This window comes from Pseudomonas sp. TH21, from assembly GCF_016651025.1.
GTDB lineage: Bacteria > Pseudomonadota > Gammaproteobacteria > Pseudomonadales > Pseudomonadaceae > Aquipseudomonas > Aquipseudomonas aylmerensis.
Genome location: NZ_JAEKEQ010000001.1, coordinates 5,358,761 through 5,381,991 on the forward strand (window position 1 = coordinate 5,358,761; position 23,231 = coordinate 5,381,991).

The 23,231-nt window shown below is 62.1% G+C and carries 18 protein-coding genes and 1 pseudogene; 13 read left to right on the top strand and 6 right to left on the bottom strand.

Features of this window, described 5'->3' with window-relative positions:
* The first annotated feature begins 15 nt into the window (after positions 1 to 15).
* From JFU04_RS23715 to JFU04_RS23735, 5 genes are all read left to right on the top strand, one after another.
* Positions 16 to 1,539: a fumarate hydratase gene (locus tag JFU04_RS23715; protein ID WP_010208051.1), complete on the top strand. Its 1,524-nt coding sequence runs from the start codon at positions 16 to 18 to the stop codon at positions 1,537 to 1,539.
* 432 nt (positions 1,540 to 1,971) lie between these two features.
* Positions 1,972 to 3,738 carry a sensor histidine kinase gene (locus JFU04_RS23720; protein ID WP_065908775.1) on the top strand — a complete coding sequence of 589 codons (1,767 nt, stop codon included), beginning with the start codon at positions 1,972 to 1,974 and terminating at the stop codon, positions 3,736 to 3,738.
* Positions 3,732 to 5,066, top strand: a complete 1,335-nt coding sequence (locus JFU04_RS23725) for a sigma-54-dependent transcriptional regulator (protein WP_065908773.1) — start codon at positions 3,732 to 3,734, stop codon at positions 5,064 to 5,066. Before JFU04_RS23720 ends, JFU04_RS23725 begins: the two co-directional genes overlap by 7 nt.
* A gap of 259 nt (positions 5,067 to 5,325) precedes the next feature.
* A complete protein-coding gene (locus JFU04_RS23730; RefSeq protein WP_120449748.1) occupies positions 5,326 to 6,645 on the top strand; it encodes an MFS transporter in 1,320 nt (439 codons plus the stop codon).
* A gap of 180 nt (positions 6,646 to 6,825) precedes the next feature.
* Positions 6,826 to 7,458, top strand: coding sequence for a flavin reductase family protein (locus tag JFU04_RS23735; RefSeq protein WP_065908770.1), 633 nt, complete (start codon positions 6,826 to 6,828; stop codon positions 7,456 to 7,458).
* 161 nt (positions 7,459 to 7,619) lie between these two features.
* On the opposite strand, the gene JFU04_RS23740 is transcribed toward JFU04_RS23735, so the two are convergent.
* Positions 7,620 to 7,898 carry a hypothetical protein gene (locus JFU04_RS23740; protein WP_083221491.1) on the bottom strand — a complete coding sequence of 93 codons (279 nt, stop codon included), beginning with the start codon at positions 7,896 to 7,898 and terminating at the stop codon, positions 7,620 to 7,622.
* 71 nt (positions 7,899 to 7,969) lie between these two features.
* Positions 7,970 to 8,311, bottom strand: a complete 342-nt coding sequence (locus JFU04_RS23745) for an antibiotic biosynthesis monooxygenase family protein (RefSeq protein ID WP_201145808.1) — start codon at positions 8,309 to 8,311, stop codon at positions 7,970 to 7,972.
* Between the two features lie 327 nt (positions 8,312 to 8,638).
* On the opposite strand from JFU04_RS23745, the gene JFU04_RS23750 reads away from it, so the two are divergent.
* Positions 8,639 to 9,568, top strand: coding sequence for an AraC family transcriptional regulator (locus tag JFU04_RS23750; protein ID WP_065908765.1), 930 nt, complete (start codon positions 8,639 to 8,641; stop codon positions 9,566 to 9,568).
* Between the two features lie 87 nt (positions 9,569 to 9,655).
* Here JFU04_RS23750 and JFU04_RS23755 read toward each other — a convergent pair whose 3' ends face one another.
* The 4 genes from JFU04_RS23755 to edd all read right to left on the bottom strand — a co-directional run bounded on the left by JFU04_RS23755 (position 9,656) and on the right by edd (position 14,781).
* The gene (locus JFU04_RS23755) at positions 9,656 to 11,083 is read right to left on the bottom strand and encodes an ATP-binding protein (RefSeq protein WP_201146442.1); all 1,428 of its coding nucleotides are present in this window, start codon (positions 11,081 to 11,083) and stop codon (positions 9,656 to 9,658) included.
* 31 nt (positions 11,084 to 11,114) lie between these two features.
* Entirely contained in the window at positions 11,115 to 11,849 is a 735-nt protein-coding gene (locus tag JFU04_RS23760) for a response regulator (protein ID WP_024077192.1), read from the bottom strand.
* A gap of 152 nt (positions 11,850 to 12,001) precedes the next feature.
* A complete protein-coding gene (locus JFU04_RS23765) occupies positions 12,002 to 12,958 on the bottom strand; it encodes a glucokinase (protein WP_065908761.1) in 957 nt (318 codons plus the stop codon).
* A complete protein-coding gene (gene edd, locus JFU04_RS23770; protein WP_065908759.1) occupies positions 12,955 to 14,781 on the bottom strand; it encodes a phosphogluconate dehydratase in 1,827 nt (608 codons plus the stop codon). Before edd ends, JFU04_RS23765 begins: the two co-directional genes overlap by 4 nt.
* 221 nt (positions 14,782 to 15,002) lie before the next feature.
* Between edd and gap the strand changes: the two genes are divergently transcribed.
* From gap to JFU04_RS30745, 7 genes and pseudogenes are all read left to right on the top strand, one after another.
* A complete protein-coding gene (gap, locus tag JFU04_RS23775; protein ID WP_201145809.1) occupies positions 15,003 to 16,004 on the top strand; it encodes a type I glyceraldehyde-3-phosphate dehydrogenase in 1,002 nt (333 codons plus the stop codon).
* Between the two features lie 257 nt (positions 16,005 to 16,261).
* The gene (locus JFU04_RS23780; RefSeq protein WP_065908756.1) at positions 16,262 to 16,780 is read left to right on the top strand and encodes an RNA polymerase sigma factor; all 519 of its coding nucleotides are present in this window, start codon (positions 16,262 to 16,264) and stop codon (positions 16,778 to 16,780) included.
* Positions 16,781 to 16,854: 74 nt separating this feature from the next.
* On the top strand, positions 16,855 to 17,823 hold the full coding sequence (locus tag JFU04_RS23785; protein WP_065908754.1) for a FecR family protein: 969 nt from the start codon (positions 16,855 to 16,857) through the stop codon (positions 17,821 to 17,823).
* A gap of 117 nt (positions 17,824 to 17,940) precedes the next feature.
* Entirely contained in the window at positions 17,941 to 20,505 is a 2,565-nt protein-coding gene (locus JFU04_RS23790) for a TonB-dependent receptor (protein WP_201145810.1), read from the top strand.
* A 134-nt stretch (positions 20,506 to 20,639) separates the two neighbouring features.
* On the top strand, positions 20,640 to 21,248 hold the full coding sequence (locus JFU04_RS23795) for a biliverdin-producing heme oxygenase (RefSeq protein WP_065908750.1): 609 nt from the start codon (positions 20,640 to 20,642) through the stop codon (positions 21,246 to 21,248).
* A gap of 115 nt (positions 21,249 to 21,363) precedes the next feature.
* Positions 21,364 to 21,765: a YbaN family protein gene (locus tag JFU04_RS23800; protein ID WP_065908749.1), complete on the top strand. Its 402-nt coding sequence runs from the start codon at positions 21,364 to 21,366 to the stop codon at positions 21,763 to 21,765.
* A gap of 280 nt (positions 21,766 to 22,045) precedes the next feature.
* Positions 22,046 to 23,185: pseudogene (locus JFU04_RS30745) on the top strand (PDC sensor domain-containing protein); the annotation flags it as partial.
* Between the last annotated feature and the right edge of the window lie 46 nt (positions 23,186 to 23,231).

The following is a 23,231-nucleotide window of genomic DNA, read 5'->3' on the forward strand; positions in this document are numbered from 1 at the left end:
AGAGGAGCGCGACTCATGACCGTGATCAAGCAAGACGACCTGATTCAGAGCGTTGCCGACGCCCTGCAATTCATTTCCTACTACCACCCCGTTGACTTCATCCAGGCGATGCACGAGGCCTACCTGCGCGAAGAATCGCCGGCAGCCCGTGACTCCATCGCGCAGATCCTGATCAACTCGCGCATGTGCGCCACCGGCCATCGCCCGATCTGCCAGGACACCGGTATCGTTACCGTGTTCGTGCGCGTGGGCATGGACGTGCGTTGGGATGGCGCCACCATGGGCCTGGACGACATGATCAACGAAGGCGTGCGTCGCGCCTACAACTTGCCGGAAAACGTCCTGCGTGCATCGATCCTCGCCGACCCGGCTGGTGCGCGTAAAAACACCAAGGACAACACCCCGGCCGTGATCCATTACTCCATCGTCCCGGGTAACACCGTGGAAGTGGATGTGGCGGCCAAGGGCGGCGGTTCCGAGAACAAGTCGAAAATGGCCATGCTCAACCCGTCCGACTCGATCGTCGACTGGGTGCTCAAGACCGTTCCGACCATGGGCGCCGGCTGGTGCCCACCGGGCATGCTCGGCATCGGCATCGGCGGCACCGCCGAGAAAGCTGCCGTGATGGCCAAGGAAGTGTTGATGGAATCCATCGACATCCACGAGCTGAAAAAGCGCGGCCCGCAGAACCGTATCGAAGAGATGCGCCTGGAGCTGTTCGAGAAGGTCAACCAACTGGGCATCGGCGCCCAGGGCCTGGGAGGCCTGACCACCGTGCTCGACGTGAAGATCATGGACTACCCGACCCACGCCGCCTCGCTGCCGGTGTGCATGATCCCCAACTGCGCCGCCACCCGTCACGCACACTTCGTGCTCGACGGCTCGGGCCCGGCGTCGCTGGAAGCGCCACCGTTGGACGCCTACCCGGAGATCGTCTGGGAAGCTGGCCCGTCGGCCCGTCGCGTCAACCTCGACACCCTGACCCCGGAAGAAGTGCAGAGCTGGAAGCCGGGCGAGACCGTGTTGCTCAACGGCAAGATGCTCACCGGTCGTGACGCCGCGCACAAGCGCATGGTCGAAATGCTGAACAAGGGTGAAACCCTGCCGGTGGACCTCAAGGGTCGCTTTATCTACTACGTCGGCCCGGTTGATCCGGTGCGCGAAGAAGTGGTTGGCCCGGCCGGTCCGACCACCGCCACGCGGATGGACAAGTTCACCCGTCAGATCCTCGAGCAAACCGGCCTGCTGGGCATGATCGGCAAATCCGAGCGCGGCCCGACCGCAATCGAAGCGATCAAGGACCACAAGGCCGTGTACCTGATGGCCGTGGGCGGCGCTGCTTACCTGGTGGCGCAAGCCATCAAGAAGTCGCGCGTTGTCGCCTTCGCCGAGCTGGGCATGGAAGCGATCTACGAGTTCGACGTGAAGGACATGCCGGTTACCGTTGCGGTGGACAGCAAGGGCGAATCCGTCCATATCACCGGTCCTGCCATCTGGCAGAAAAAGATCAGTGAAAGCCTGGCGGTAGAAGTGCAGTAAGCACCCTCCCGCAAGACTGAAGCGACCGCGGCCCATGGCCCGGTCGCTTTTTTATTGCCTGCTGTTTCACCTGTGGCAAGCGGGCTTGTCATGCCTGGCACGCGCGTCTTGGCAACTGCGTTTATTGTGGCGAGCGGGCTTGCCCCGCGTTGGGCTGCGAAGCGGCCCCATAAAGATCATCGCATTCCTTCAGGTCAAACCGCATTGCCTGGTTTTGGGGGCCGCTTCGCAGCCCAACGCGGGGCAAGCCCGCTCACCACAAGAGGCCGGATCACCACAATAAGCCCGCTCACCACAAGAAGCCTGCTCACCACAAAAAGCCCGCTCGCCGCACCAGCCCACTCTCCCCATCAGCCACTACAGCCCCTCACCACAAGATCCAAGCCGCGCATGCTATGGTGCTCTCCCCTTACTGTGCCTGCTCATCATCGTATGATCGTGATCCCTCGCCCCCTGCGACTGACCTTCTACTCTTTGCTGATCATTGCCGGTGCCGTACTGGCCGCGGCCTTGGCCACCCGTCATGCCGAGCGCCAGGCCCTGGTGGATGATGCCGCCCGTGCCAATCAGCAACTGGCGCTGTACGCCAATTCGCTGCACACCCTGATCGAACGCTACCGCGCCCTGCCCGCCGTGCTGGCGCTGGACTCGGAAATGATCAACGCCTTGAAGGGCCCGCTGCAAGCCACGACCCAAGACCTGCTCAACCGCAAACTGGAGCGCATCAACGGCGCGGCGCAGTCCTCAACCCTGGAGTTGATGGACCGCACCGGCCTGGCCGTGGCCGCCAGCAACTGGAACCTGCCGAGCAGTTATGTCGGGCACAACTACGCGTTTCGACCGTATTTCAGCCAAACCCTGAGCCAGGGCACCGGGCGGTTTTATGCGGTGGGCGTGACCACCGGCGTGCCGGGGTATTTTCTCTCCAGCGCGGTGCTGGATGAACACGAGCAGTTCCTCGGCGCGATGGTGGTCAAGCTGGAATTCCCCGAGCTGGAACGCGAGTGGGCGCAGGGCAATGACCTGCTGCTGGTCAGCGATGCACGCGGCATTGTGTTTATTGCCAACCAGCCGGGCTGGCGATATCGCAACCTGCGGCCGCTGTCGGCGAACGATCTTGTCGAACTCAAGGCCACTCGCCAATACGACAAGAAACACCTGCAGCCGCTGGAAACCCAGGTGCTGCAACGCTTTGACGAAAACAGCCACCTGATGCGCGTCAACGGCCCCGACGGCAATGCCAATTACATCTGGGAGTCGCTGCCGCTCAAGGCCGAGGGCTGGACCCTGCACTTGTTGCGCAAACCCCAGTTCGCCTTTGAAGACCAGCGCAACGCCGGCCTGGCCGCTGCCGGCTCCTGGCTGGCATTGGTGTTCCTGGTGCTGTTCCTCACGCAGCGCTGGCGCCTGGCCCGCTTGCGCCAGCGCAGCCGCGAAGAACTCGAACAACTGGTGGAGGAGCGCACCCAGGCCCTGCGAACCGCCCAGGACGGTTTGGTGCAATCGGCCAAATTGGCGGCGCTGGGGCAGATGTCGGCCGCCCTCGCGCATGAAATCAACCAGCCGCTGACCGCCCAGCGCATGCAGTTGGCGACCCTGCGCCTGCTGCTCGACCATGGGCGGGTGGACGATGCCTACAAGGCCCTGACTCCGCTCGACGAAATGCTCACGCGCATGGCCGCGCTCACCGGCCATCTCAAGACCTTCGCGCGCAAGAGCCCCAGCGGCTTGCGCGAGCGCTTGGACCTGGCCACGGTGGTCGACCAATCCTTGCACCTGCTCGATGCGCGCCTGCGCGATGAAGCCATCGGCGTGGTGCTGGACCTGACCCGCCCGGCCTGGGTGCGTGGCGATGCGATCCGTCTTGAACAAGTGCTGATCAACCTACTGCGCAATGCCCTTGACGCGATGGCCGACAAGCCGCGCAAACGCCTGGAAATCCGCCTGCACGCCGATCAGCAATTGTGGCAACTGACCGTCAGCGACAGCGGCGGTGGCATTGCCGAGGAGCACCTGAACAATGTGTTCGACCCGTTCTTCACCACCAAGCCGGTGGGTGACGGGCTCGGCCTCGGGCTGGCGGTGTCCTACGCAATCGTGCACGAATTGGGCGGGCGCTTGAGTGCCGGCAACCGTGGCGACGGCGCGGTGTTTACCTTGACCTTGCCCATCGCGCTGGAGACGCCGGACCTATGTTGAATGCAGTGATTGTGGTCGATGACGAAGCCAGTATTCGCACGGCCGTCGAACAATGGCTGAGCCTGTCGGGGTTTGACGTGCAACTGTTCAGCCGTGCCGAGGAATGCCTGGCGCGGCTACCCAAGGATTTCCCCGGGGTGATCCTCAGCGATGTGCGCATGCCCGGCCTCAGTGGCCTGGAACTGCTGGCCGAAGTGCAACGCCGCGACGCCGACCTGCCGGTCATCCTGCTGACCGGTCATGGCGACGTGCCCATGGCTGTCGAGGCCATGCGCGACGGGGCCTACGATTTTCTCGAGAAACCCTTCAGCCCCGACGCCCTGCTCAACAGCCTGCGCCGTGCGCTGGACAAGCGCGGGCTGATCCTCGAAAACCGCCGCCTGCATCAACAGGCCGATCATCGGGCGCAGTTGGAGTCCAGCCTGCTCGGTGTGTCGCGCGGCCTGCAGAATCTGCGTCGGCAAGTGCTGGACCTGGCGACGCTGCCGGTCAACGTATTGATCCGAGGCGAGACCGGCAGCGGCAAGGAGTTGGTCGCCCGTTGCCTGCATGATTTCGGCCCGCGCGCCAAGAAGCCGTTCGTGGCCCTCAACTGCGCGGCGATCCCCGAGCAGTTGTTCGAGGCCGAGTTGTTCGGCCACGAAAGCGGCGCCTTCACCGGCGCCCAGGGCAAGCGCATCGGCAAACTCGAGTACGCCCACGGCGGCACGCTGTTTCTCGATGAAATCGAAAGCATGCCCCTCGCCCAGCAGGTGAAACTGCTGCGGGTGCTGCAGGAGCAGAAGCTCGAACGGCTGGGCTCCAACCAGAGCATTCATGTGGACTTGCGCATCATCGCCGCCACCAAGCCGGATTTGCTCGAAGAAGCCCGCGCCGGACGCTTTCGCGAAGACCTGGCCTATCGGCTGAACGTCGCGCAACTGCGCCTGCCTGCGCTGCGCGAACGTCGAGAAGATATCCCGCTGCTGTTCGATCACTTCGCCCAAAGCGCTGCCGAACGCCTGGGCCGTAGCGTCGAACCCTTGAGCGGCGCGCAACTGGGACGGCTGCTCAGCCACGACTGGCCGGGCAATGTGCGCGAGCTGGCCAACTTCGCTGAACGCCAGGTGCTGGGGTTGGGCGAGCCTGAGCCGGAAGGTATCGAGGCCGGGCAATCGCTGGCGGCGCAGCAGGAAGCGTTTGAGGCGCACTGCCTGAAAGCCGCGTTGACCCGGCACAAGGGCGATATCAAGGCGGTGCTGGCCGAGCTGCAACTGCCACGGCGCACCTTCAATGAAAAGATGCAGCGCCATGGACTGACCCGGGAAATGTTTCTCTCGATCGATTGAGGGACCCTTTGAGGGCCTCATTACAGGCAAGCCAGCGCCTCCATTTTGATCTGCGAATACATTCAAGTGTGGGAGCTGGACAGCCGCCATAAGCGGATTTCCGCTCACCACTCAAAAATCATCAGCGGCTTTCCGCTCAAAAAAATCCCCCACCCCTTCTAGACCGGGCCTCACCCGGCTTGGCACAGCTCCTGCTATAGCCCCGGACAGGCTGTGCTCGCGCACGCTCCATAAAAACAACTAGATGAAGGATCCTTGAATGGATAACTCCAACACCTTGCCTCTGGGGTCGGCGGCCGCGCCGGCGAAAGAACGCACCACCTCCAGCCGGATCAAATCGATTTTCAGTGGCTCCGTCGGCAACATGGTCGAGTGGTACGACTGGTACGTCTACGCCGCTTTCTCGCTGTACTTCGCAAAAACCTTCTTCCCGAAAGGCGACACGACCGCCCAACTGCTCAACACCGCCGCAATTTTCGCCGTGGGCTTCCTGATGCGCCCGATCGGCGGCTGGCTGATGGGCCTGTATGCCGACAAAGTCGGACGTAAAAAGGCGCTGATGGCATCGGTCTACCTGATGTGCTTCGGCTCGTTGCTGATTGCCCTGAGCCCGGGCTATGAAATCATCGGCATCGGTGCGCCGATCCTGCTGGTCTTTGCCCGTCTGCTGCAGGGCCTGTCGGTCGGTGGCGAATACGGTACCTCCGCCACTTACCTCAGCGAGATGGCGACCAAGGAACGTCGCGGTTTCTACTCCAGCTTCCAATACGTGACCCTGATCTCCGGCCAGCTCATCGCCCTTGGCGTGCTGATCGTGCTGCAACAGACCCTCACTACCGAGCAGCTGTACGACTGGGGCTGGCGTATCCCGTTCGCCATCGGCGCCCTGTGTGCGGTGGTCGCGCTGTACCTGCGTCGCGGCATGGAAGAAACCGAGTCGTTCACCAAGAAGGAAAAAGCCAAGGAAAGCGCAATGCGCACCTTGATGCGTCACCCCAAGGAACTGATGACCGTGGTTGGCCTGACCATGGGCGGTACCCTGGCCTTCTACACCTACACCACCTACATGCAGAAGTACCTGGTGAACACCGTCGGCATGAGCATTTCCGACTCCACCACGATTTCCGCAGCCACCCTGTTCCTGTTCATGTGCCTGCAGCCGATCATCGGCGGGCTGTCGGATAAAGTCGGCCGCCGGCCGATCCTGATTGCCTTCGGCATCCTCGGCACCCTGTTCACTGTGCCGATCCTCACCACCCTGCACACCATCCAGACCTGGTGGGGCGCGTTCTTCCTGATCATGGCGGCATTGATCATCGTCAGCGGCTACACCTCGATCAACGCAGTGGTGAAAGCCGAGCTGTTCCCGACTGAAATCCGTGCACTGGGCGTAGGCCTGCCGTATGCCCTGACCGTATCGATCTTCGGCGGTACCGCCGAATACATCGCGCTGTGGTTCAAGAGCATCGGCATGGAAACTGGCTACTACTGGTACGTGACCGCGTGTATCGCGGTGTCGCTGGTGGTCTACGTGACCATGAAGGACACCCGCAAGCACTCGCGCATCACCACGGACTAACTGTCTGTCGCGGTAAAAAATGGTGGGAGCGGGCTTGTGTGGGAGCTGGCTTGCCTGCGATAGCATCACCTCGGCGCAATTGAAAACCGAGGTGCCTGCATCGCGGCAAGCCCGGCTCCCACACAAGCCCGCTCTCACATTGGGTATGATGCAATCCCGAAATCGAGAGCAGAACAGGTCATGTCTGACGATATCCATTTCTACGAACCCGCCAACGGCCACGGCCTGCCCCATGACCCCTTCAATGCCATCGTCGGCCCACGGCCGATCGGCTGGATTTCGTCACACGACAGCGAGGGCCGCCTGAACCTGGCGCCCTACAGTTTCTTCAATGCCTTCAACTACATTCCGCCGATCATTGGGTTTTCCAGTGTCGGGCGCAAAGACAGCCTGAACAATATCGAGCAGACCGGCGAGTTTGTCTGGAACCTTGCCACTCGCCCGCTGGCCGAGCAGATGAACCAGAGTTGCGCCGCCGTATCGCCCGAGGTGAATGAGTTCGAATTGTCCGGCCTGACGCCGGTGGCGTCGAAAATCGTTGGCGTCCCCCGCGTGGGCGAAAGTCCGGTGTCGTTCGAGTGCAAGGTGACGCAGATCATCCAACTGCAGCGCGCTGATCAGCAGTTGGTACCCAGCTGGCTGGTGCTCGGCGAAGTCGTGGCGGTGCACATCGCCAAGTGGCTGCTCAAGGACGGCATCTACGACACCGCCGCTGCCGAGCCGATCTTGCGTGGCGGTGGCCCGGCGGACTACTTCCAGTTGGGGCCGGAAGCACTGTTCAAGATGTATCGCCCAGGCGCCACGCCACGCTGACTGCCAAGCAATAAAAACTGTGCGAGCGGGCTTGTGTGGGAGCTGGCTTGCCTGCGATAGCAGCACCTCGATGCCACTGGAAAACCGAGGTGCTGCTATCGCGGACAAGCCCGGCACCCACACAAGCCCGCGCCCACATGTGGATCAGCAGCGTGCTTGAGTCAGTTGGCAGCAGAGGCCCAGCTCAGTTGACCGTCTTCGTCCACATCGACCAGGCATTCCAGTTGCAGCGTCGCTGCATCGTCGGCGTCAGAGGCGGTCTTGAACTTCTGTCCATCCAGGATCTTGTGAAACTGCGGTGCGCCCATGCCATCCAGTGCCTTGACGGCGACGGCGGCGCTGTAGCCCCCTTCGCCCGGTACTACGGCGGAAACGGCTTCGTGATGGGCAAATTGTCTACGTGCCATGTTGCAGGTCCTGGCCAATGGAAAGTTGGCCATTCTAAACCAGTGCAGTGCCTCGCCAATACGATACTTCTAGAGGAGTGCTGTTGCCGTCAGGCACGGGACGTTTAACCGGCGAGTTGCAGGTACTCGCCGTAGGCGTTGCCGGCAGAAGCGTCGGTGAAGGTCTGGAAGTCCATGCTGCGGACCACCATGTCGTTCAACAGCTCGGTAAAGATCACCAGCGCCGCAGAGTTGAAGTAGGCGCTCATCGCCTGCTCGCTGCTCCAGAAACCGGAGATCAACCACACATCGGGATCGACCTGGGAATGCTGCAACGAGAATTGCAGGCAACCCTGAGCCTGACGGCCCGGTTCGATCAAACTGCTCAAGCGTGCACCGAGTTCGGTGCTGCACCCGGTACGGGCACGGATAAAGGCCATATGGCTCGCGGGAATGGGGGTGGACATGTTCGACTCTCCCGTTGAGAAGTGATGCTCGGCAAGCACTGTGAGGGCGTGTTGCCACAGGATCAAAGATAACGGCGCGGGTGTGGGCGCGGTTAGTCAATTCCTGCAGGCTTATTGCACAATCCTGCGAGAAGCGTAGACAGGACGTTTGGCTGGCGGGTTTATTCCACGGGCGAGCGCCTTGTTTCATTGAGATGACAGCCCCGCTGCTTGCCTGATTCACGATGTGTCGCAGGATCAGGCAAGGATTGTGCAGAATCGACGTAACACTTATTCAAAGGCCACCGCTAAGCTGAGCCCATCAAAAAAGCATGCAGAGGACGCCTCATGTCGTCGCCCGAACATCAGCCCATGCCCCTCGATGCCGAGATGGAAAAACAACGCGCGGAGTTGGCCAGCATCGTCCACCGCCATACCTGGGAGGACGGCTCCTACGGCACGGCGATCACCTCGCTGTACCTGAACCGCCACAACACACCGCGCGACTTCACGCCGGTGCTGGTGGAACCGGCGCTGTGCATCCTTGCCAGCGGCAGCAAGGAAGTACGCCTGGCCGATGAAATCTTCGCCTACGACCCGCTCAACTACCTGGTGTTCTCGGTCGCGATGCCGGTGGCCGGCCGGATCATCGAAGCCACCCCGGAAGACCCCAACCTGTCGGTGCGCATCAATATCGACCCGGCGCAGCTCACCGCGCTGATTGCCGAGGCGGGCCCGATGGGCGTGCCTTCGCGGCCGACATCCCGTGGGATGTACGTCGACCGTATCGACACGCAACTGCTGGATGCCGTGTTGCGCCTGGCGCGTCTACTGGACACGCCGAAGGACATCGCGATGCTCGCGCCGTTGATCAATCGCGAAATTCTGTACCGATTGCTGCGTGGGCCGCAGGGTTATCGACTGTACGAAATTGCCGTGGCGAACAGTCAGAGCCATCGCGTCAGCCAGGCGATCACGTGGCTGAACGGCAACTACGAGCAACCGCTGCGCATCGATGACCTGGCCAAGGAAGTGAACCTCAGCGTCTCGACGCTGCACCACCGTTTCAAGGCGATCACCGCGATGAGCCCGTTGCAGTACCAGAAGCAACTGCGCCTGCAGGAAGCACGCAGATTGATGATCGCCGAAGGCCTGGAAGCCTCGGCGGCGGGGTATCGCGTGGGGTATGAAAGCCCGTCGCAGTTCAGCCGCGAATACAGCCGGTTATTCGGTGCTCCGCCGTTGAGAGACCTGGCCCGGTTGCGCCAAAGCATCTGACGCCTCTGTAGGAGCCCGGCTTGCCGGCGATGGCGATCTCACGGCCGCCAGGATTCGACAAACCGGATTCCTACAAAGGAATCGTGTTCAATCCAGGGTTCGCGGCAGCTGCAAGGTCACCCGCAACCCGCCTTCGCGCAAATTCTGCAGACTCACTTCACCACCAAGGCTATGCGCAATGTTGCGCGCAATGCCCAACCCCAGGCCGTAACCCTGCTGCTGCCCAGCGAGCCTGAAGTGCGGTTCGAAGACTTGCTCCAGGCGCTGTTCCGGCACGCCGGGGCCTTCATCGTCGACGTGCAGGATGAACTCCGCGCCGTCGTCCTCGATATGCAAATGGGCGTTCTGCCCATACTTCAACGCGTTGTCGATCAGGTTGCCGATGCAGCGCTTGAGCGCCAGCGGCTTGCCCGGATAAGTCGTCAGCGCGCGCCCATGCTGGGTGACCCGGCCGTTGCCGTTGGGCGCCAGGTACGGTTCCACCAGGCAGTCGAGCACGTGGTTCAGGTCCACCGGCTCGATGTTTTCGTGGATATCCGTGTCTTTCACACATTGCAGCGCGCCCTTCACCAGCAACTCCAGCTCATCCAGGTCGCGGCCGAATTTGGTTTGCAGGTTCTCGTCTTCCAGCAATTCCACACGCAGGCGCAAGCGGGTAATGGGGGTGCGCAAGTCGTGGGAAATCGCACTGAACAGCTGGCTGCGTTCGGTCAGGTATCGGCTGATGCGCTCACGCATTGCATTGAACGCGCGCCCCACTTCCACCACTTCACTGCCGCCGCCTTCGGCCACCGGCTCCACGTCCGCGCCCAGCGACATGTCCCGCGCGGCCCGCGCCAGGCGCTTGAGCGGCCGGCTCTGCCAGTGCACCAGCAGGCCGATGAACAGCAGCAGAAAACCGCTGGTCAGCACGATAAACCACACCTGCTGCGAGGGCAGGCCTTGCTCTTCGAGGCTGGTGTAGGGTTCGGGCAACAAGGAGGCGATGTACAACCACTCGCCGGGGGCCAGTTGAATCTGTGTGACCAGCACCGGCGGGTTCACCGGTTCCAGGGTCAGCGCGTAATGCGCCCAGGAGCGCGGCAGTTCATCGAGCTTCAGGCCGGCGTTGAAAATGCGCAGGTCTTCGGCGCTGACGAACTCCACCGAGATATGCACGTCGGCGCCCAAAGTCTGGCGCAGCACCTCATCCACCGCTTGCAGTACCGCCTGCTTGCGCGGGGTCTGCGGCAGTATCGCCATGTCCAGCGGACGGTCATTGAGGGTCACCACGAAACGCGTGCCGCCCATGCTGCGCAATTGGTCGAGGACCAACGGCCGGTAGGCCACCGGCAATGAACGGAAATAACTCACGCTGGCGGTCATCGAATGCGCCAGGCTGCGGGCGCTGGTGACCAGGCCTTCGAGCTGGGTGGCACGCAATTGCGAGACCCAGATCACGCTGGACAGCGCCTGGGCGAACAGCACCGCCAGCAACGTCAGCAGCAGCATGCGCCCCAGCAGCGAGCGCGGCACCGGGAAGCGGCGGCGGCGCTCGATCAGGTGTTCAGTGGGCATTGCCGGCAACCACGCTGGCTGCCAGTTGATAACCGCTGCCGCGCACGGTGCGGATCAGCCTCGGAGGTTTTTCGGTGTCGCGCAGGCGTTGGCGCAGGCGGCTGACGGCCATGTCGACAATCCGGTCCAGCGGCATCAGGTCACGGCCACGGGTGGCATTGCCGATGGTGTCGCGGTCGAGGATCTGTTGGGGATGGTCGAGAAACAACTTGAGCAGGGCGAAGTCGGCACCGGACAGGATCACCTCTTCACCGTCAACGTGGAACAGCCGGTGGCTGATCATGTCCAGGCGCCATTCATCGAACACCAGCACGTCGCCATTGCCGCTGCGCTCCTGGCCGAACTGGCAGCGCCGCAACAGCGCCTTGATCCGCGCCTGCAGCTCGCGGGGGCTGAAGGGTTTGCCGATGTAGTCGTCGGCGCCCAGCTCCAGGCCGATCACGCGGTCGGCTTCGTCGGAACTGGCGGTGAGCATGATGATCGGCACCTGCGCCTGGCGCGGGTGCTGGCGGATCCAGCGGCAAAGGCTGAAACCGTCTTCGTCCGGCAACATCACATCAAGGATGACCAGGTCGCAGGGCGCCTCGTTCATCGCTTGGCGGAACCCGGCGCCATCCGGCACGCCACGCACCTGGAAACCGGCGCGACTGAGGTAGGTTTGCAGCAATTCGCGGATTTCCTGGTCGTCATCGACGAGGAGAATCGATTTACTGATTACGCTCACGGGGTCCTCCTTGTTGTTATGGCCAAGCTTATGTCATTTGTTGCCCTTGAGGCCCCCTTCGCGAGCAAGTCCGCTGCCACATTTGCCGGCATTCCAACGTTGGAACTCGGTCAAAGTGGGAGCGGGCTCGCTCGCGAAGGGGCCATCAGCGCCTACGCAAAAGCCTGTTCCAATGCGACTCCAGCCCCAGTCAACCCGGAATACGGCGCGGTCACCAACCACACAGGGATGCCTTTGAAATAGTCGCTCATGCAGCCCTTGTCGCTGAAACTCTTGGCAAAACCACTGTTGATGAAGAAGTCGGCAAACCGTGGAATCACCCCACCCACGATATACACACCACCGCGTCCACCGGTGGTCAGCACGTTGTTACCGGCGACGCGGCCCAGCCAGATACTGAACTGGTTCAACACTTCCATCGCCACTGGATCGCCAGCCAGGCCGGCCGCCGTAATGGCTTCTGGGGTATCCAGCACCGGGGTATGCCCGTCGACCGCACAGATGGCGCGGTAGACACGCGGCAAACCGCCCCCGCTCAAGGCCGTCTCGGCGCTGACGTGGCCGATTTCAGTGTAGATGTGCTGCCACAGCTGGGTTTCACGCGGGCTGCTCAGGGGCAGGTCAACGTGTCCACCCTCCCCCGGCAATGCCGCGTAACGACCGGCACCGAGGTCCAGCAACGTGCCGACGCCCAGGCCGGTGCCCGGCCCGATCACCACCGCCGGGCGCAACGGTTCCGGCGTGCCTTCGCAGACCACGCGGAATTCGTCGGGCTTGAGGCGGGTCATGCCCAGGGCCATGGCGGTGAAGTCATTCACCAGCAGCAGCTCATCCACCTGCAACGCCTGGCAAAACGCAGTCTTGCTCAGGCGCCAGTGGTTGTTGGTGAATTTGAATTCATCGCCACTCACCGGCCCGGCAACCGACAGGCAGACAGCACCGATGTCACCGATTTCCAGGCCTTCCTCCTTGAGGTAGGCCTTGATCGCGTCCTCGGGACTCTGGTGATCCGCCGTGGCATGCACGCGGATCGAATGCAGAGCCTGATCCCGCCACAACGCAAAACGGGCGTTGGTACCCCCGATGTCACCGACCAGCGCAAGCTTCACTTAAGCGTCTCCAAGGCAGAGGTAAAGGCGCTGGCGCCCTGCTCTGCGGAGCTTGCGGCCAAGCGCATAAATGCAAACAGCTCGCGACCGGCCCCCACGTTGTTGCCCAACAGGCCCGTGGCAGGCGCGCGCGCTGCAAATTCTTCGGCGTCCACCTTAAGCTCCAAGGTGCCCTTCACGCCATCCACGCGAATGATATCGCCATCGCGCACGCGTGCCAGTGGCCCGCCGCTCTGGGCTTCGGGGTTCACGTGGATCGCGGCGGGGATCTTACCCGACGCGCCGGACATGCGCCCGTCTGTCACCAATGCGACCTTGAAGCCACGGTCCTGCAAGACGCCGAGGAACGGGGTCATCTTGTGCAATTCCGGCATGCCGTTGGAGCGTGGACCCTGGAAGCGCATCACCGCGACAAAGTCTTTTTCCAGCTGGCCAGCCTTGAATGCATCGGCCAGGTCCTGCTGGTCCTGGAACACCACCGCCGGTGCTTCGACGATCTGGTGCTCAAGGGCCACGGCCGAAACTTTCATCACACCACGGCCGAGGTTGCCTTCCATCACGCGCAAGCCACCTTCCGGGGAGAACGCACGGGCCACGGGGCGCAGGATGGTTTCGTCGAGGCTTTCGATGGGGCCTTCGCGCCAGATCAACTCGCCGTCGACCAGGAACGGTTCCTGGGTGTAGCGGCTCAGGCCCTTGCCAGCCACGGTGTTGACGTCTTCGTGGAGCAAGCCAGCTTCGAGCAGTTCGCGGATCAGGAACGACATCCCGCCCGCCGCCTGGAAGTGGTTGATGTCGGCCTTGCCGTTCGGATACACGTGGGACAGGGTCGGCACCACCTCGGAGAGGTCGGCCATGTCCTGCCAGGTGAGGATGATGCCCGCCGACATGGCGATGGCCGGCATGTGCAGGGTGTGGTTGGTCGAACCGCCGGTGGCGTTCAGTGCGACGATGGAGTTGACGATGGATTTTTCGTCGACGATCTCGCCGATTGGCGTGAAGTTGCCGTTGGCCTTGGTCAGGCGCGTGACCTGGTGCGCGGCTTCGCGGGTCAGCGCGTCACGCAGTGGCGTGTACGGGTTGACGAACGAGGCGCCTGGCAGGTGCAGGCCCATGACTTCCATCAGCAACTGGTTGGTGTTGGCGGTGCCGTAGAAGGTGCAGGTGCCGGGGCTGTGGTAGGACTTCATCTCCGATTCCAGCAGCTCCTCGCGGGTGGCCTTGCCTTCGGCGTAGCGCTGGCGCACATCGGCCTTCTGCTTGTTGGAGATGCCCGACGGCATCGGGCCGCCCGGCACGAAGACCATCGGCAGGTGGCCGTAGCGCAGTGCGCCCATCATCAGGCCCGGGACGATCTTGTCGCAGATGCCCAGCATCAGCGCGGCATCGAACATGTTGTGGGACAGCGCTACCGCCGTGGACATGGCGATGACTTCGCGGCTGAGCAGGCTCAGCTCCATGCCGGGTTCGCCCTGGGTCACGCCGTCGCACATGGCCGGGGTGCCGCCGGCGAACTGGCCGACCGAGCCGACTTCGCGCAGGGCTTTCTTGATTTGCTCGGGGAAATGTTCGTACGGCTGGTGCGCCGAGAGCATGTCGTTATATGACGAAACAATTGCCACGTTGGCGGCATTCATCATTCGCAGACTATTTTTATCTTCAGTGCCGCATCCGGCCACGCCGTGGGCAAAGTTGGCGCATTGCAGCTTACCGCGCATCGGGCCGTCGCTGGCCGCGCCGCGAATGAGTGCAAGGTAAGCCTCGCGGGTTGCACGACTGCGGGCGATAAGCCGTTCGGTGACCTCAATAACGCGGGGATGCATGTATAGAACTCCAGGCTAACGGATGTGGCGACCCTCGTTCCTATGCTGGTCAAACGCCCGCCGCGAAAAGGTTGGCAGGGTGTTACTTGACCACTCGGACCAGTTGATTCAGGTCACTCGTTGTAGATTGAACAAAATATTGCCACTAAAAAGGCTTGTTTTCTATTTTTATGCGAATAATCTTGTAATTCTTACAACAAATCGACGACAGGCACTTTCCAATGACTCTTCGTATCGCAATCAATGGTTTTGGCCGTATCGGCCGTAATGTCCTGCGCGCACTGTATACCCAAGGCTACCGCGAGGATTTGCAGATCGTCGCCATCAACGATCTCGGCGACAGTTCGATCAATGCCCACCTGCTCAAATACGACACCGTACATGGCACTTTCGACGCAGAGGTCGCCCACGATCAGGAAAGCCTGACCGTCAATGGCGACCGGATTGCCGTCAGTGCCATTCGCAACCCCGCCGACCTGCCGTGGGCTGCACACAAGATCGACGTAGTGTTCGAATGCACCGGCCTGTTCACCGACCGTGACAAGGCTGCCGCCCATATTACCGCCGGCGCGCGCAAGGTGATCATCTCGGCCCCCGCCAAGGGCGCAGACGCCACCGTGGTCTACGGGGTAAACCATGACATTTTGCGTCAATCCCACCAGATCATCTCCAATGCCTCCTGCACCACCAACTGCCTGGCGCCGGTCGCCCAGGTGCTGCACCGCGAGCTGGGTATCGAAAGCGGCTTGATGACCACTATCCACGCCTACACCAACGACCAGAACCTGACCGACGTCTACCACACCGACCCGTACCGCGCGCGTTCGGCCACCCAGAACATGATCCCGAGCAAGACCGGCGCCGCCGAAGCGGTCGGCCTGGTACTGCCGGAACTGGCGGGCAAGCTGACCGGCATGGCCGTGCGGGTGCCGGTGATCAACGTGTCGCTGGTCGACCTCACCGTGACGCTGAAAAAAGACGCCACCGCCGACGAGGTCAACGCACTGCTCAAGGAAGCCAGCCAGCACTCGAAAATCCTCGGCTACAACACCCTGCCGCTGGTTTCGAGTGACTTCAACCATAACCCGCTGTCGTCGATTTTCGACGCCAACCACACCAAGGTCAGTGGCAAGTTGTTGAAAGTGCTGGCCTGGTATGACAACGAGTGGGGCTTCTCCAACCGTATGCTGGATAACTGCCTGGCGCTCTGCAACGCCGAATAACCCCTTTGGCAGCTCCCCAGCATGGAAGCTCGCCTGTGTGATAGCTGGCTGATGTGGGAGCTGGCTTGTGTGGGAGCTGGCTTGCCTGCGATAGCATCACCTCGGTGCAACTGGAAAACCGAGGTGCCTGCATCGCGGGCAAGCCCGGCTCCCACACAAGCCCACACACCGGTATCCAGGCAACACCCCCAAGTGCCACTTGCCATTTGCGTTGATGATAAGCATTATCATTAACTGCAAATCGATCTGGTAGCACTGTGAGCCAATCTCGCTTCAACCACGTCTTCCTCACCCAACGGGTGATTCTGCTTCGCACGTTGCAGCGGATGGTGAATAACCACAGCACCGCCGAGGACCTCTTGCAGGAAACCTACCTGCGCGTGACCCGGGCCCTCAGCGAGCGGCCGATCGATCATCTTGAACCTTTCGTCTACCAGACCGCGCGCAACCTCGCACTCGACCACTTGCGCGCGCGTCGGATCCAGGCGCGCACGCTGCAGGAAGATGTCCCGCTGGACGTCCTGCAAAGCGTCGCCGCCCCCATCAGCACGCCCGAAGACGCGACCCAGGCCGAGCAACTGCTGGAGCACCTGAGTGTCAGCCTCGGTCAACTGAGCGCCCGCCAACAGCAGATTTTCATCCTCAGCCGCCTGCACGGCTGCAGCTACCAGGAGATTGCCGACCAATTGGAAGTGTCCTTGAGCACCGTACAAAAGGAACTGAAATTGATCATGGCCATCTGCGTAGGTGTGGCCCAAAGGCTGGATCGGCCTTAAGCTTCACCCGACAGAAATGTCACCCAAGGCTGTAGGACATTTGAATAGAACGTGGCGAAGACCCGAGGAACACCGTGACGGACCCGAATAAACTGCGCCCCCATGAGCTGGCTCATGAGGTGTTGCAAGACATGGCTATGGACCAAGCCCTCGACTGGCTGATCGCCCTGCAGTGCCCGCAGCCCGGGCAACAAGCCGAATTTGAAGCGTGGCTGGCCCAAGACCCTGCGCATGTTCACGCGTTTGGCAAAGCCCAGGCTGCCTGGGGCGCCGCGCCCGTGCACAGCGCCGCCGTCGCCCTCGCCGCGCCGCGCAAGCCCAGTGCCTGGCGTCGTATCCGGCCGCACTGGAAACCACTGGCCACCGCCGCCGTGCTGCTGATCGGCCTGTTCAGCTTCAGCAACCTGCCGGTGCGCCTGCAGGCCGACCACCTCACCGTGGTAGGAGAACGCCAGCGCCTGCAACTGGACGACGGCTCGAAAGTGTTGCTCAACACCAACTCGGCGTTTTCCAGCAGCATCAAGGATCATCAGCGCATCGCCCGCCTCTACCAGGGTGAAGCGTTCTTCGAAATCGTGCCCAACCATGGCCTGCCGCTGGAAATCGACGCCGGCCCCGTGCGCGCCAGCGTGCGTGATACCGCTTTCGCCGTGCGCTACCTCAACGGCGAAGCCCAGGTGCAGGTGCAGCGCGGCGACGTGGACCTGAGCAACACCTTCGACGATGCCCGCGTGCGCTTGAGCGCCGGCGAAAGCATCCGCATCGGGCCCAAGGGTTTCGGTCCACCGGCCAAGCTGGATGCCAACAAGGACCTGGCCTGGGTGCAGGGCCGGCTGATTTTCGAAAACTGCCCGATGAGCGAAGTGCTCGCCGAGCTGCGTCGCTATTACCCCGGCTGGATCGTCAACACCAACGACAAGCTCGCCAGCGTTGCCGTCACCGGCAACTACCGCCTCGACCAGCCCCTGGACGTGGTGCGCTCCCTGGCCCACATCACCTCGGCCAAACTGTCGGAATACCCGGCGCTGGTGATCCTCAACTAAATGAGAATTATTTTTACTCGATAGCCTTCGGCGGTACGTCTCGTCTTAGCCAATGCAACTGATTCCTATTTGATTCGGTTCGCAACTATAAGATTCGTACCTTCCGGAGCGCTCTCGATGTCCTCTCGTTTCAACCGCCGGCCCTCTTCGCCCGTCCTGTCCCTGCTGACTGCGGCCATCCTGCTGGCCGGCACGCCGGTCATGGCGGCCACCGCCGCTGAACCGGTGCAGCGCAGCCACGGCAATTACACCTTCAGCATCGAGCAACAGCCGCTGGTCTCGGCGCTCAACGCCTTCACCGCGGTGACCGGCTGGCAAGTCGGCCTGCCGGCGGAACTCGGCCAGGGTGTGTCGTCCCCGGGCGTGCGCGGCCCGTTGTCAGCGGAGAAAGCCCTGGACCGGCTGTTGGTGGGGACCAACCTGAGCTACCGCAAACTGGGCAGCAACAACATCGTGCTGGAAAAGCGCGCGGCGGGCGGCGCCCTCAACCTGCAGCAGGTCACCATCAGCGCCACCCGGAATGAGCAGAACATCAGCAGCGTGCCGAGCACCGTGACCGTGCAGGAACGCGAAGAGCTGGACCGCCAGAACGTGAATACCATTCGTGAACTGGTGCGTTACGAACCCAACGTCTCGGTGGGCGGTGCCGGTGGCCGCTCGAGCAATTCGGGCTACAACATTCGCGGCATCGACGGCGACCGCATCCTCACCCAGGTCGACGGCGTGGAAGTGCCGGACAACTTCTTCAACGGCCCCTACGCCAAGACCCGCCGCAACTACGTCGACCCCGAAATCGTCAAGCGCGTGGAGATCCTGCGCGGCCCGGCCTCGGCCCTGTACGGCAGCAGCGCGATTGGTGGCGCGGTGAGCTACTTCACCCTCGATCCCGATGACATCATCAAGCCCGGCCAGGACGTCGGCGCCCGCCTGAAGACCGGCTACAGCTCCGCCGACGACAGCTGGCTGACTTCCGGCACCGTCGCCGGCCGCGTGCAGGACGTCGACGGTTTGCTGCACCTGAGCCAGCGCAATGGCCACGAGATGGAGTCCTACGACGGCAACAATGCCACCGGCCTGGCCCGCACCGGCGCCAACCCGGAAGACGCGCGCACGACCAACGTGCTGGCCAAGCTGGGCTGGAACTATGGTGATGACAATCGCCTCGGCCTGACGTACGAGAAGTACAAGGACGATCGCGACGTCAACCTCATGAATGCCGTGGGCGGCCCGTTCACCGGCGGACGCGGCTTCAATTTCTACCGGGCTCGTTCGGGCAACGACACCATCACCCGCGAGCGTTTTGGCATCGAAAACCGCTTCGCCCTGGACTCACCGATAGCCGATCAGATCAAGACCAGCCTCAACTACCAGATCGCCAAGACGGACCAGTCCACCGCCGAGATCTACCAGCCGTCCCGCCGAGTCCTGCGCACCCGCGAGACCCTGTACGAAGAAAAGCAATGGGTCTTCGATGCCCAGCTGGACAAGGCTTTCAGCATCGGCGAAACCGATCACCAAGTGACCTACGGCACCACCCTCAAGCAGCAGAAGGTCACCGGCTCCCGCGAAGGCGCCGCGACCTGCCTGGCTGTCGGCGGCGGTTGCACGGCCATCGGCGCACCCAGCCCGATCGCCAGCGACAGCGTGAAGAAGGCCAGTGATTTCCCGGACCCGACCATCAACACGTATTCGCTGTTCGCACAGGACCAGATCACCTGGGACAAGTGGACCTTCCTGCCCGCCGTGCGCTACGACTACACCCAACTCAAGCCCAAGTTGACTGATGAGTTCCTCAACACCGTCGACCCGACGCGGATCTACGCCCACAGTGACAAGGAGAAAACCTGGCACCGCGTCACGCCGAAATTCGGCCTGACCTATGCGCTGACCGACCAGTACACCTGGTTCGGCCAATACGCTGAAGGCTTCCGCACCCCGTCGGCCAAAGCCTTGTACGGCCGCTTTGAAAACCTGCAGCAGGGCTACACCGTCGAGCCCAACCCGAATCTCAAGCCAGAAAGCAGCAAGGGCGTGGAAACCGGGATTCGCGGCAACTTCGATTCCGGCTCGTTTGATATCGCAGTGTTCTACAACAAATACCGCGACTTCATCGACGAGGACGCCTCCGTCGCCGGCGGCACCGCACAGCAATTCGAAGCCAACAATATCAAGCACGCGACCATCAAGGGGATCGAAGCCAAAGGGCGCCTGGACCTGGACGCCTTCGGCGCACCGCAAGGCCTGTACACCCAGGGCTCGGTTGGCTACACCTATGGCCGCAACGACGACAATGGCGAGCCGCTCAACAGCGTCAACCCGCTCAAGGGCGTCTTCGGCCTGGGCTATGAGCAAGAGCAATACGGGGCGCTGGTCAGCTGGACCCTGGTGAAGAAGCAGGATCGCGTCGACAGCACCACCTTCCATGCGCCCGACGGCAGCACTGGTGCGCCCTTCAAGACGCCCGGCTTTGGCATCGTCGACCTGACCGGCTTCTACAAGGTCACCAACGACGTGACCATCAACGGCGGCCTGTACAACCTGACCGACAAGAAATACTGGAACTGGGATGACGTGCGCAGCTACGACGGCGTCGGCGAAGCCGGTGTAACCGCGCCCGCCAACCTTGACCGCCTGACCCAGCCCGGTCGCAACTTCGCGATCAACGTGATCTGGGACATCTGATAACGCCCCCCTCACCTCGTCGATTTTCAGCGCCGGGGTGAGGATTTTTTACTGTGCCGCGTCTTCTTGTTCGTCTAGTTGATAACAGCTCTCTTTCAGAGCACCAAGGCGCTCCTCTTCTCAAGGACTTTTTCATGACCGCTTCCTCTACCGCAGAACGCCCGAGCCTGCGCTCCCAGCGCCTGAACCAGATCACCAACGAGCCACACACCAAGCTGGACGCACTGGTCAAGGCACACGCCCCGTTTGAAACCCAAGCCAACTTCGCCCGCTTCGTGGTCGCGCAGTACCTGTTCCAGTCGGAACTGGTGAGCCTCTACAACGATGCCGAACTGATCAAGATCGTGCCGGACCTGGCTGAGCGCTGCCGCGCCGAAGCCGCCAAGCTGGACCTGGGCGACCTGGACACCGACGTGCCGGCGCCGGTCGCCGGTGCAGTAAAGAACCCGAGCAAGGCCGAAGCCCTGGGCTGGCTGTTCGTGTCCGAAGGCTCCAAGTTGGGCGCTGCGTTCCTGATCAAGCGCGCCGTGGGCCTGGGTCTGAGCGAAACCTTCGGTGCACGTCACCTGGGTGAGCCGGCCGGCGGTCGTGCCGAAGGCTGGAAAAGCTTTACTCGTACCCTCGACGGCCTGGAATTCAGCGCCGAAGAGGAAGCCGCAGTGGAAAAAGGTGCGATCGACGCGTTTGTGCGCTTCACCGTGTTGCTGGAACAGGCGTACGCTAGCGCCCCTGAACTGGCCTGACTCGAACCCCCTCGGTAGGAACAGGCTTGCCGGCGATAGCAACTTCACGGATACCATCGCCAGCAAGCCAGTTCCTACAGAGTAAGCAACCCTTTCCTTCTGCAAATTGCTTCCCATGACCGGCAAAACCCAATCCACCTCGAAAATCGCACAGATCCTTTTCGGCCTGCTGGCCTACGTCAGCCTGGGCATCGGATTGGTCGCGATTGTCATACCGGGCTTGCCGACCACCGAGTTCATCCTGCTCGCCGCGTGGGCCGCAACCAAAAGCTCGCCGCGCCTGAGCGCCTGGCTGGAAAACCACCGCCTGTTCGGCCCGATCCTGTTCAACTGGCGCAACGGCAAGATCATCGCGCGCCGGGCCAAGGTCAGCGCCACGGTGAGCATGCTGCTGTGCGCCATCCTGATGCTGGTGATGCTCGATCATGGTTGGCCGATCTACCTGGCCATTGCCGGGATGAGCCTGGGCAACCTATGGATCTGGTCACGCCCTGAACGGCTTGCAGAGCCCGCGTAGCACTGGCTGTAGCCGTTTTCCTACCGCTCATCGCCTGCTTCTCATGAAATGATTTGTTACGCCGATGTTCCAGACATAGCGCTGAATGGACTTGGCCTGCACTGCGTGCCTTCCAACAAGTCCATTCGCGAGTGAGCCTATGTTCAACACCCTCTCCATCCGCCTGAAAATCGTGCTGTTGTCCGGCCTTTGCCTGTTGGGAGTGATTGCGCTGGTCGTCAGCATCAACCTCTACAACACCGCTCAGAATGATCAGTTGGTCAGCGATTCCAGCTCGCACATGCTCACCGCCAGTGTCGAACAACTGTTGCAGGCCAAGGCCGCCGAGCAAGCCGTGCAATTGCAGAAAACCTTCGGCGACAGCCTGGTCGCCGTGGTCGCCCTCGGCGACCAGGTCAAAGACCTGCGCACTCTGGCAGCCAAGCGCGACCTCGCGCCCGGCGCCTTGCGCGAAGAACTCAACCAGAGCCTGAAGACCGCCTTCGAACGCAATGACAAGGTGCTGGGTATCTGGCTGTCGTTCGAACCCAACGGGCTGGATGGCAAGGACAGCGAATTCGTCGACGACAAGGCACGCGCCTCCAACGAAAAAGGCCGTTTCTCCAGCTACTGGAGCCGCGCCGGTGGCGAAGGCTTGAACACCATCATGGTCGAGGACGACCTGACCAAGACCACCCTCAACCTCAGCGGCACGCCCTACAACATCTGGTACACCTGCCCACGCGATACCCGCCGTATTTGCCTGCTCGACCCGTACGAAGATACGGTGGCCGGCAAACCGGTGCTGATGACCACCCTTTCCCTGCCACTGCTGGTGGACGGCAAAGTCATCGGCGTGGTCGGCATCGACATCGCCCTCACCGCCCTGCAAGCGGCCACCGATGCGGCACAGAAAGACTTGTTCAACAGTGCCGCGCACCTGGAAATTCTCGCCAGCAGCGGCTTGATCGCGGCCTACAGCGGTGAACCGGCCAAAGTCGGGAAAAACCTGATCGATACCCTCGGTGCCGAGGGCAAGGAAATCGTGCAACTGCTGGCCAGTGACACCCGCATGATCCGCGAGCAGGACGACACGATTCGCGCGGTCTATCCGGTCAAGCCGATTGCCGATGCCAAGTCCTGGGGCGTCGTGATCAAGCTGCCCAAGGACGTGATGCTGGCCGACACCGTGAAGCTGCAGGCGCTGCTCGACAAGGCCCAGGCCTCGGGCACCCTGAAGGCGCTGCTGGTAGGCGCCGCCGCCGGCTTGCTGGGCCTGCTGCTGATCTGGCTGACGGCCACCGGTGTGACCCGGCCGATCAACGGCGTGGCCGCGATGCTCAAGGACATCGCCAGTGGTGACGGCGACCTCACCCAGCGCCTGGCCTACGCCAAGCACGATGAACTGGGCGAATTGGTGAACTGGTTCAACCGCTTCCTCGACAAGTTGCAACCGACCATTGCGCAGATCAAGCAAAGCATCACCG

Coding starts and splice junctions, on each gene's coding strand:
- JFU04_RS23715 (WP_010208051.1), top strand. CDS start 16: ATGACCGTGATCAAGCAAGACGACCTGATTCAGAGCGTTGCCGACGCC.
- JFU04_RS23720 (WP_065908775.1), top strand. CDS start 1,972: ATGATCGTGATCCCTCGCCCCCTGCGACTGACCTTCTACTCTTTGCTG.
- JFU04_RS23725 (WP_065908773.1), top strand. CDS start 3,732: ATGTTGAATGCAGTGATTGTGGTCGATGACGAAGCCAGTATTCGCACG.
- JFU04_RS23730 (WP_120449748.1), top strand. CDS start 5,326: ATGGATAACTCCAACACCTTGCCTCTGGGGTCGGCGGCCGCGCCGGCG.
- JFU04_RS23735 (WP_065908770.1), top strand. CDS start 6,826: ATGTCTGACGATATCCATTTCTACGAACCCGCCAACGGCCACGGCCTG.
- JFU04_RS23740 (WP_083221491.1), bottom strand. CDS start 7,898: ATGGCCAACTTTCCATTGGCCAGGACCTGCAACATGGCACGTAGACAA.
- JFU04_RS23745 (WP_201145808.1), bottom strand. CDS start 8,311: ATGTCCACCCCCATTCCCGCGAGCCATATGGCCTTTATCCGTGCCCGT.
- JFU04_RS23750 (WP_065908765.1), top strand. CDS start 8,639: ATGTCGTCGCCCGAACATCAGCCCATGCCCCTCGATGCCGAGATGGAA.
- edd (WP_065908759.1), bottom strand. CDS start 14,781: ATGCATCCCCGCGTTATTGAGGTCACCGAACGGCTTATCGCCCGCAGT.
- gap (WP_201145809.1), top strand. CDS start 15,003: ATGACTCTTCGTATCGCAATCAATGGTTTTGGCCGTATCGGCCGTAAT.
- JFU04_RS23790 (WP_201145810.1), top strand. CDS start 17,941: ATGTCCTCTCGTTTCAACCGCCGGCCCTCTTCGCCCGTCCTGTCCCTG.
- JFU04_RS23795 (WP_065908750.1), top strand. CDS start 20,640: ATGACCGCTTCCTCTACCGCAGAACGCCCGAGCCTGCGCTCCCAGCGC.
- JFU04_RS23800 (WP_065908749.1), top strand. CDS start 21,364: ATGACCGGCAAAACCCAATCCACCTCGAAAATCGCACAGATCCTTTTC.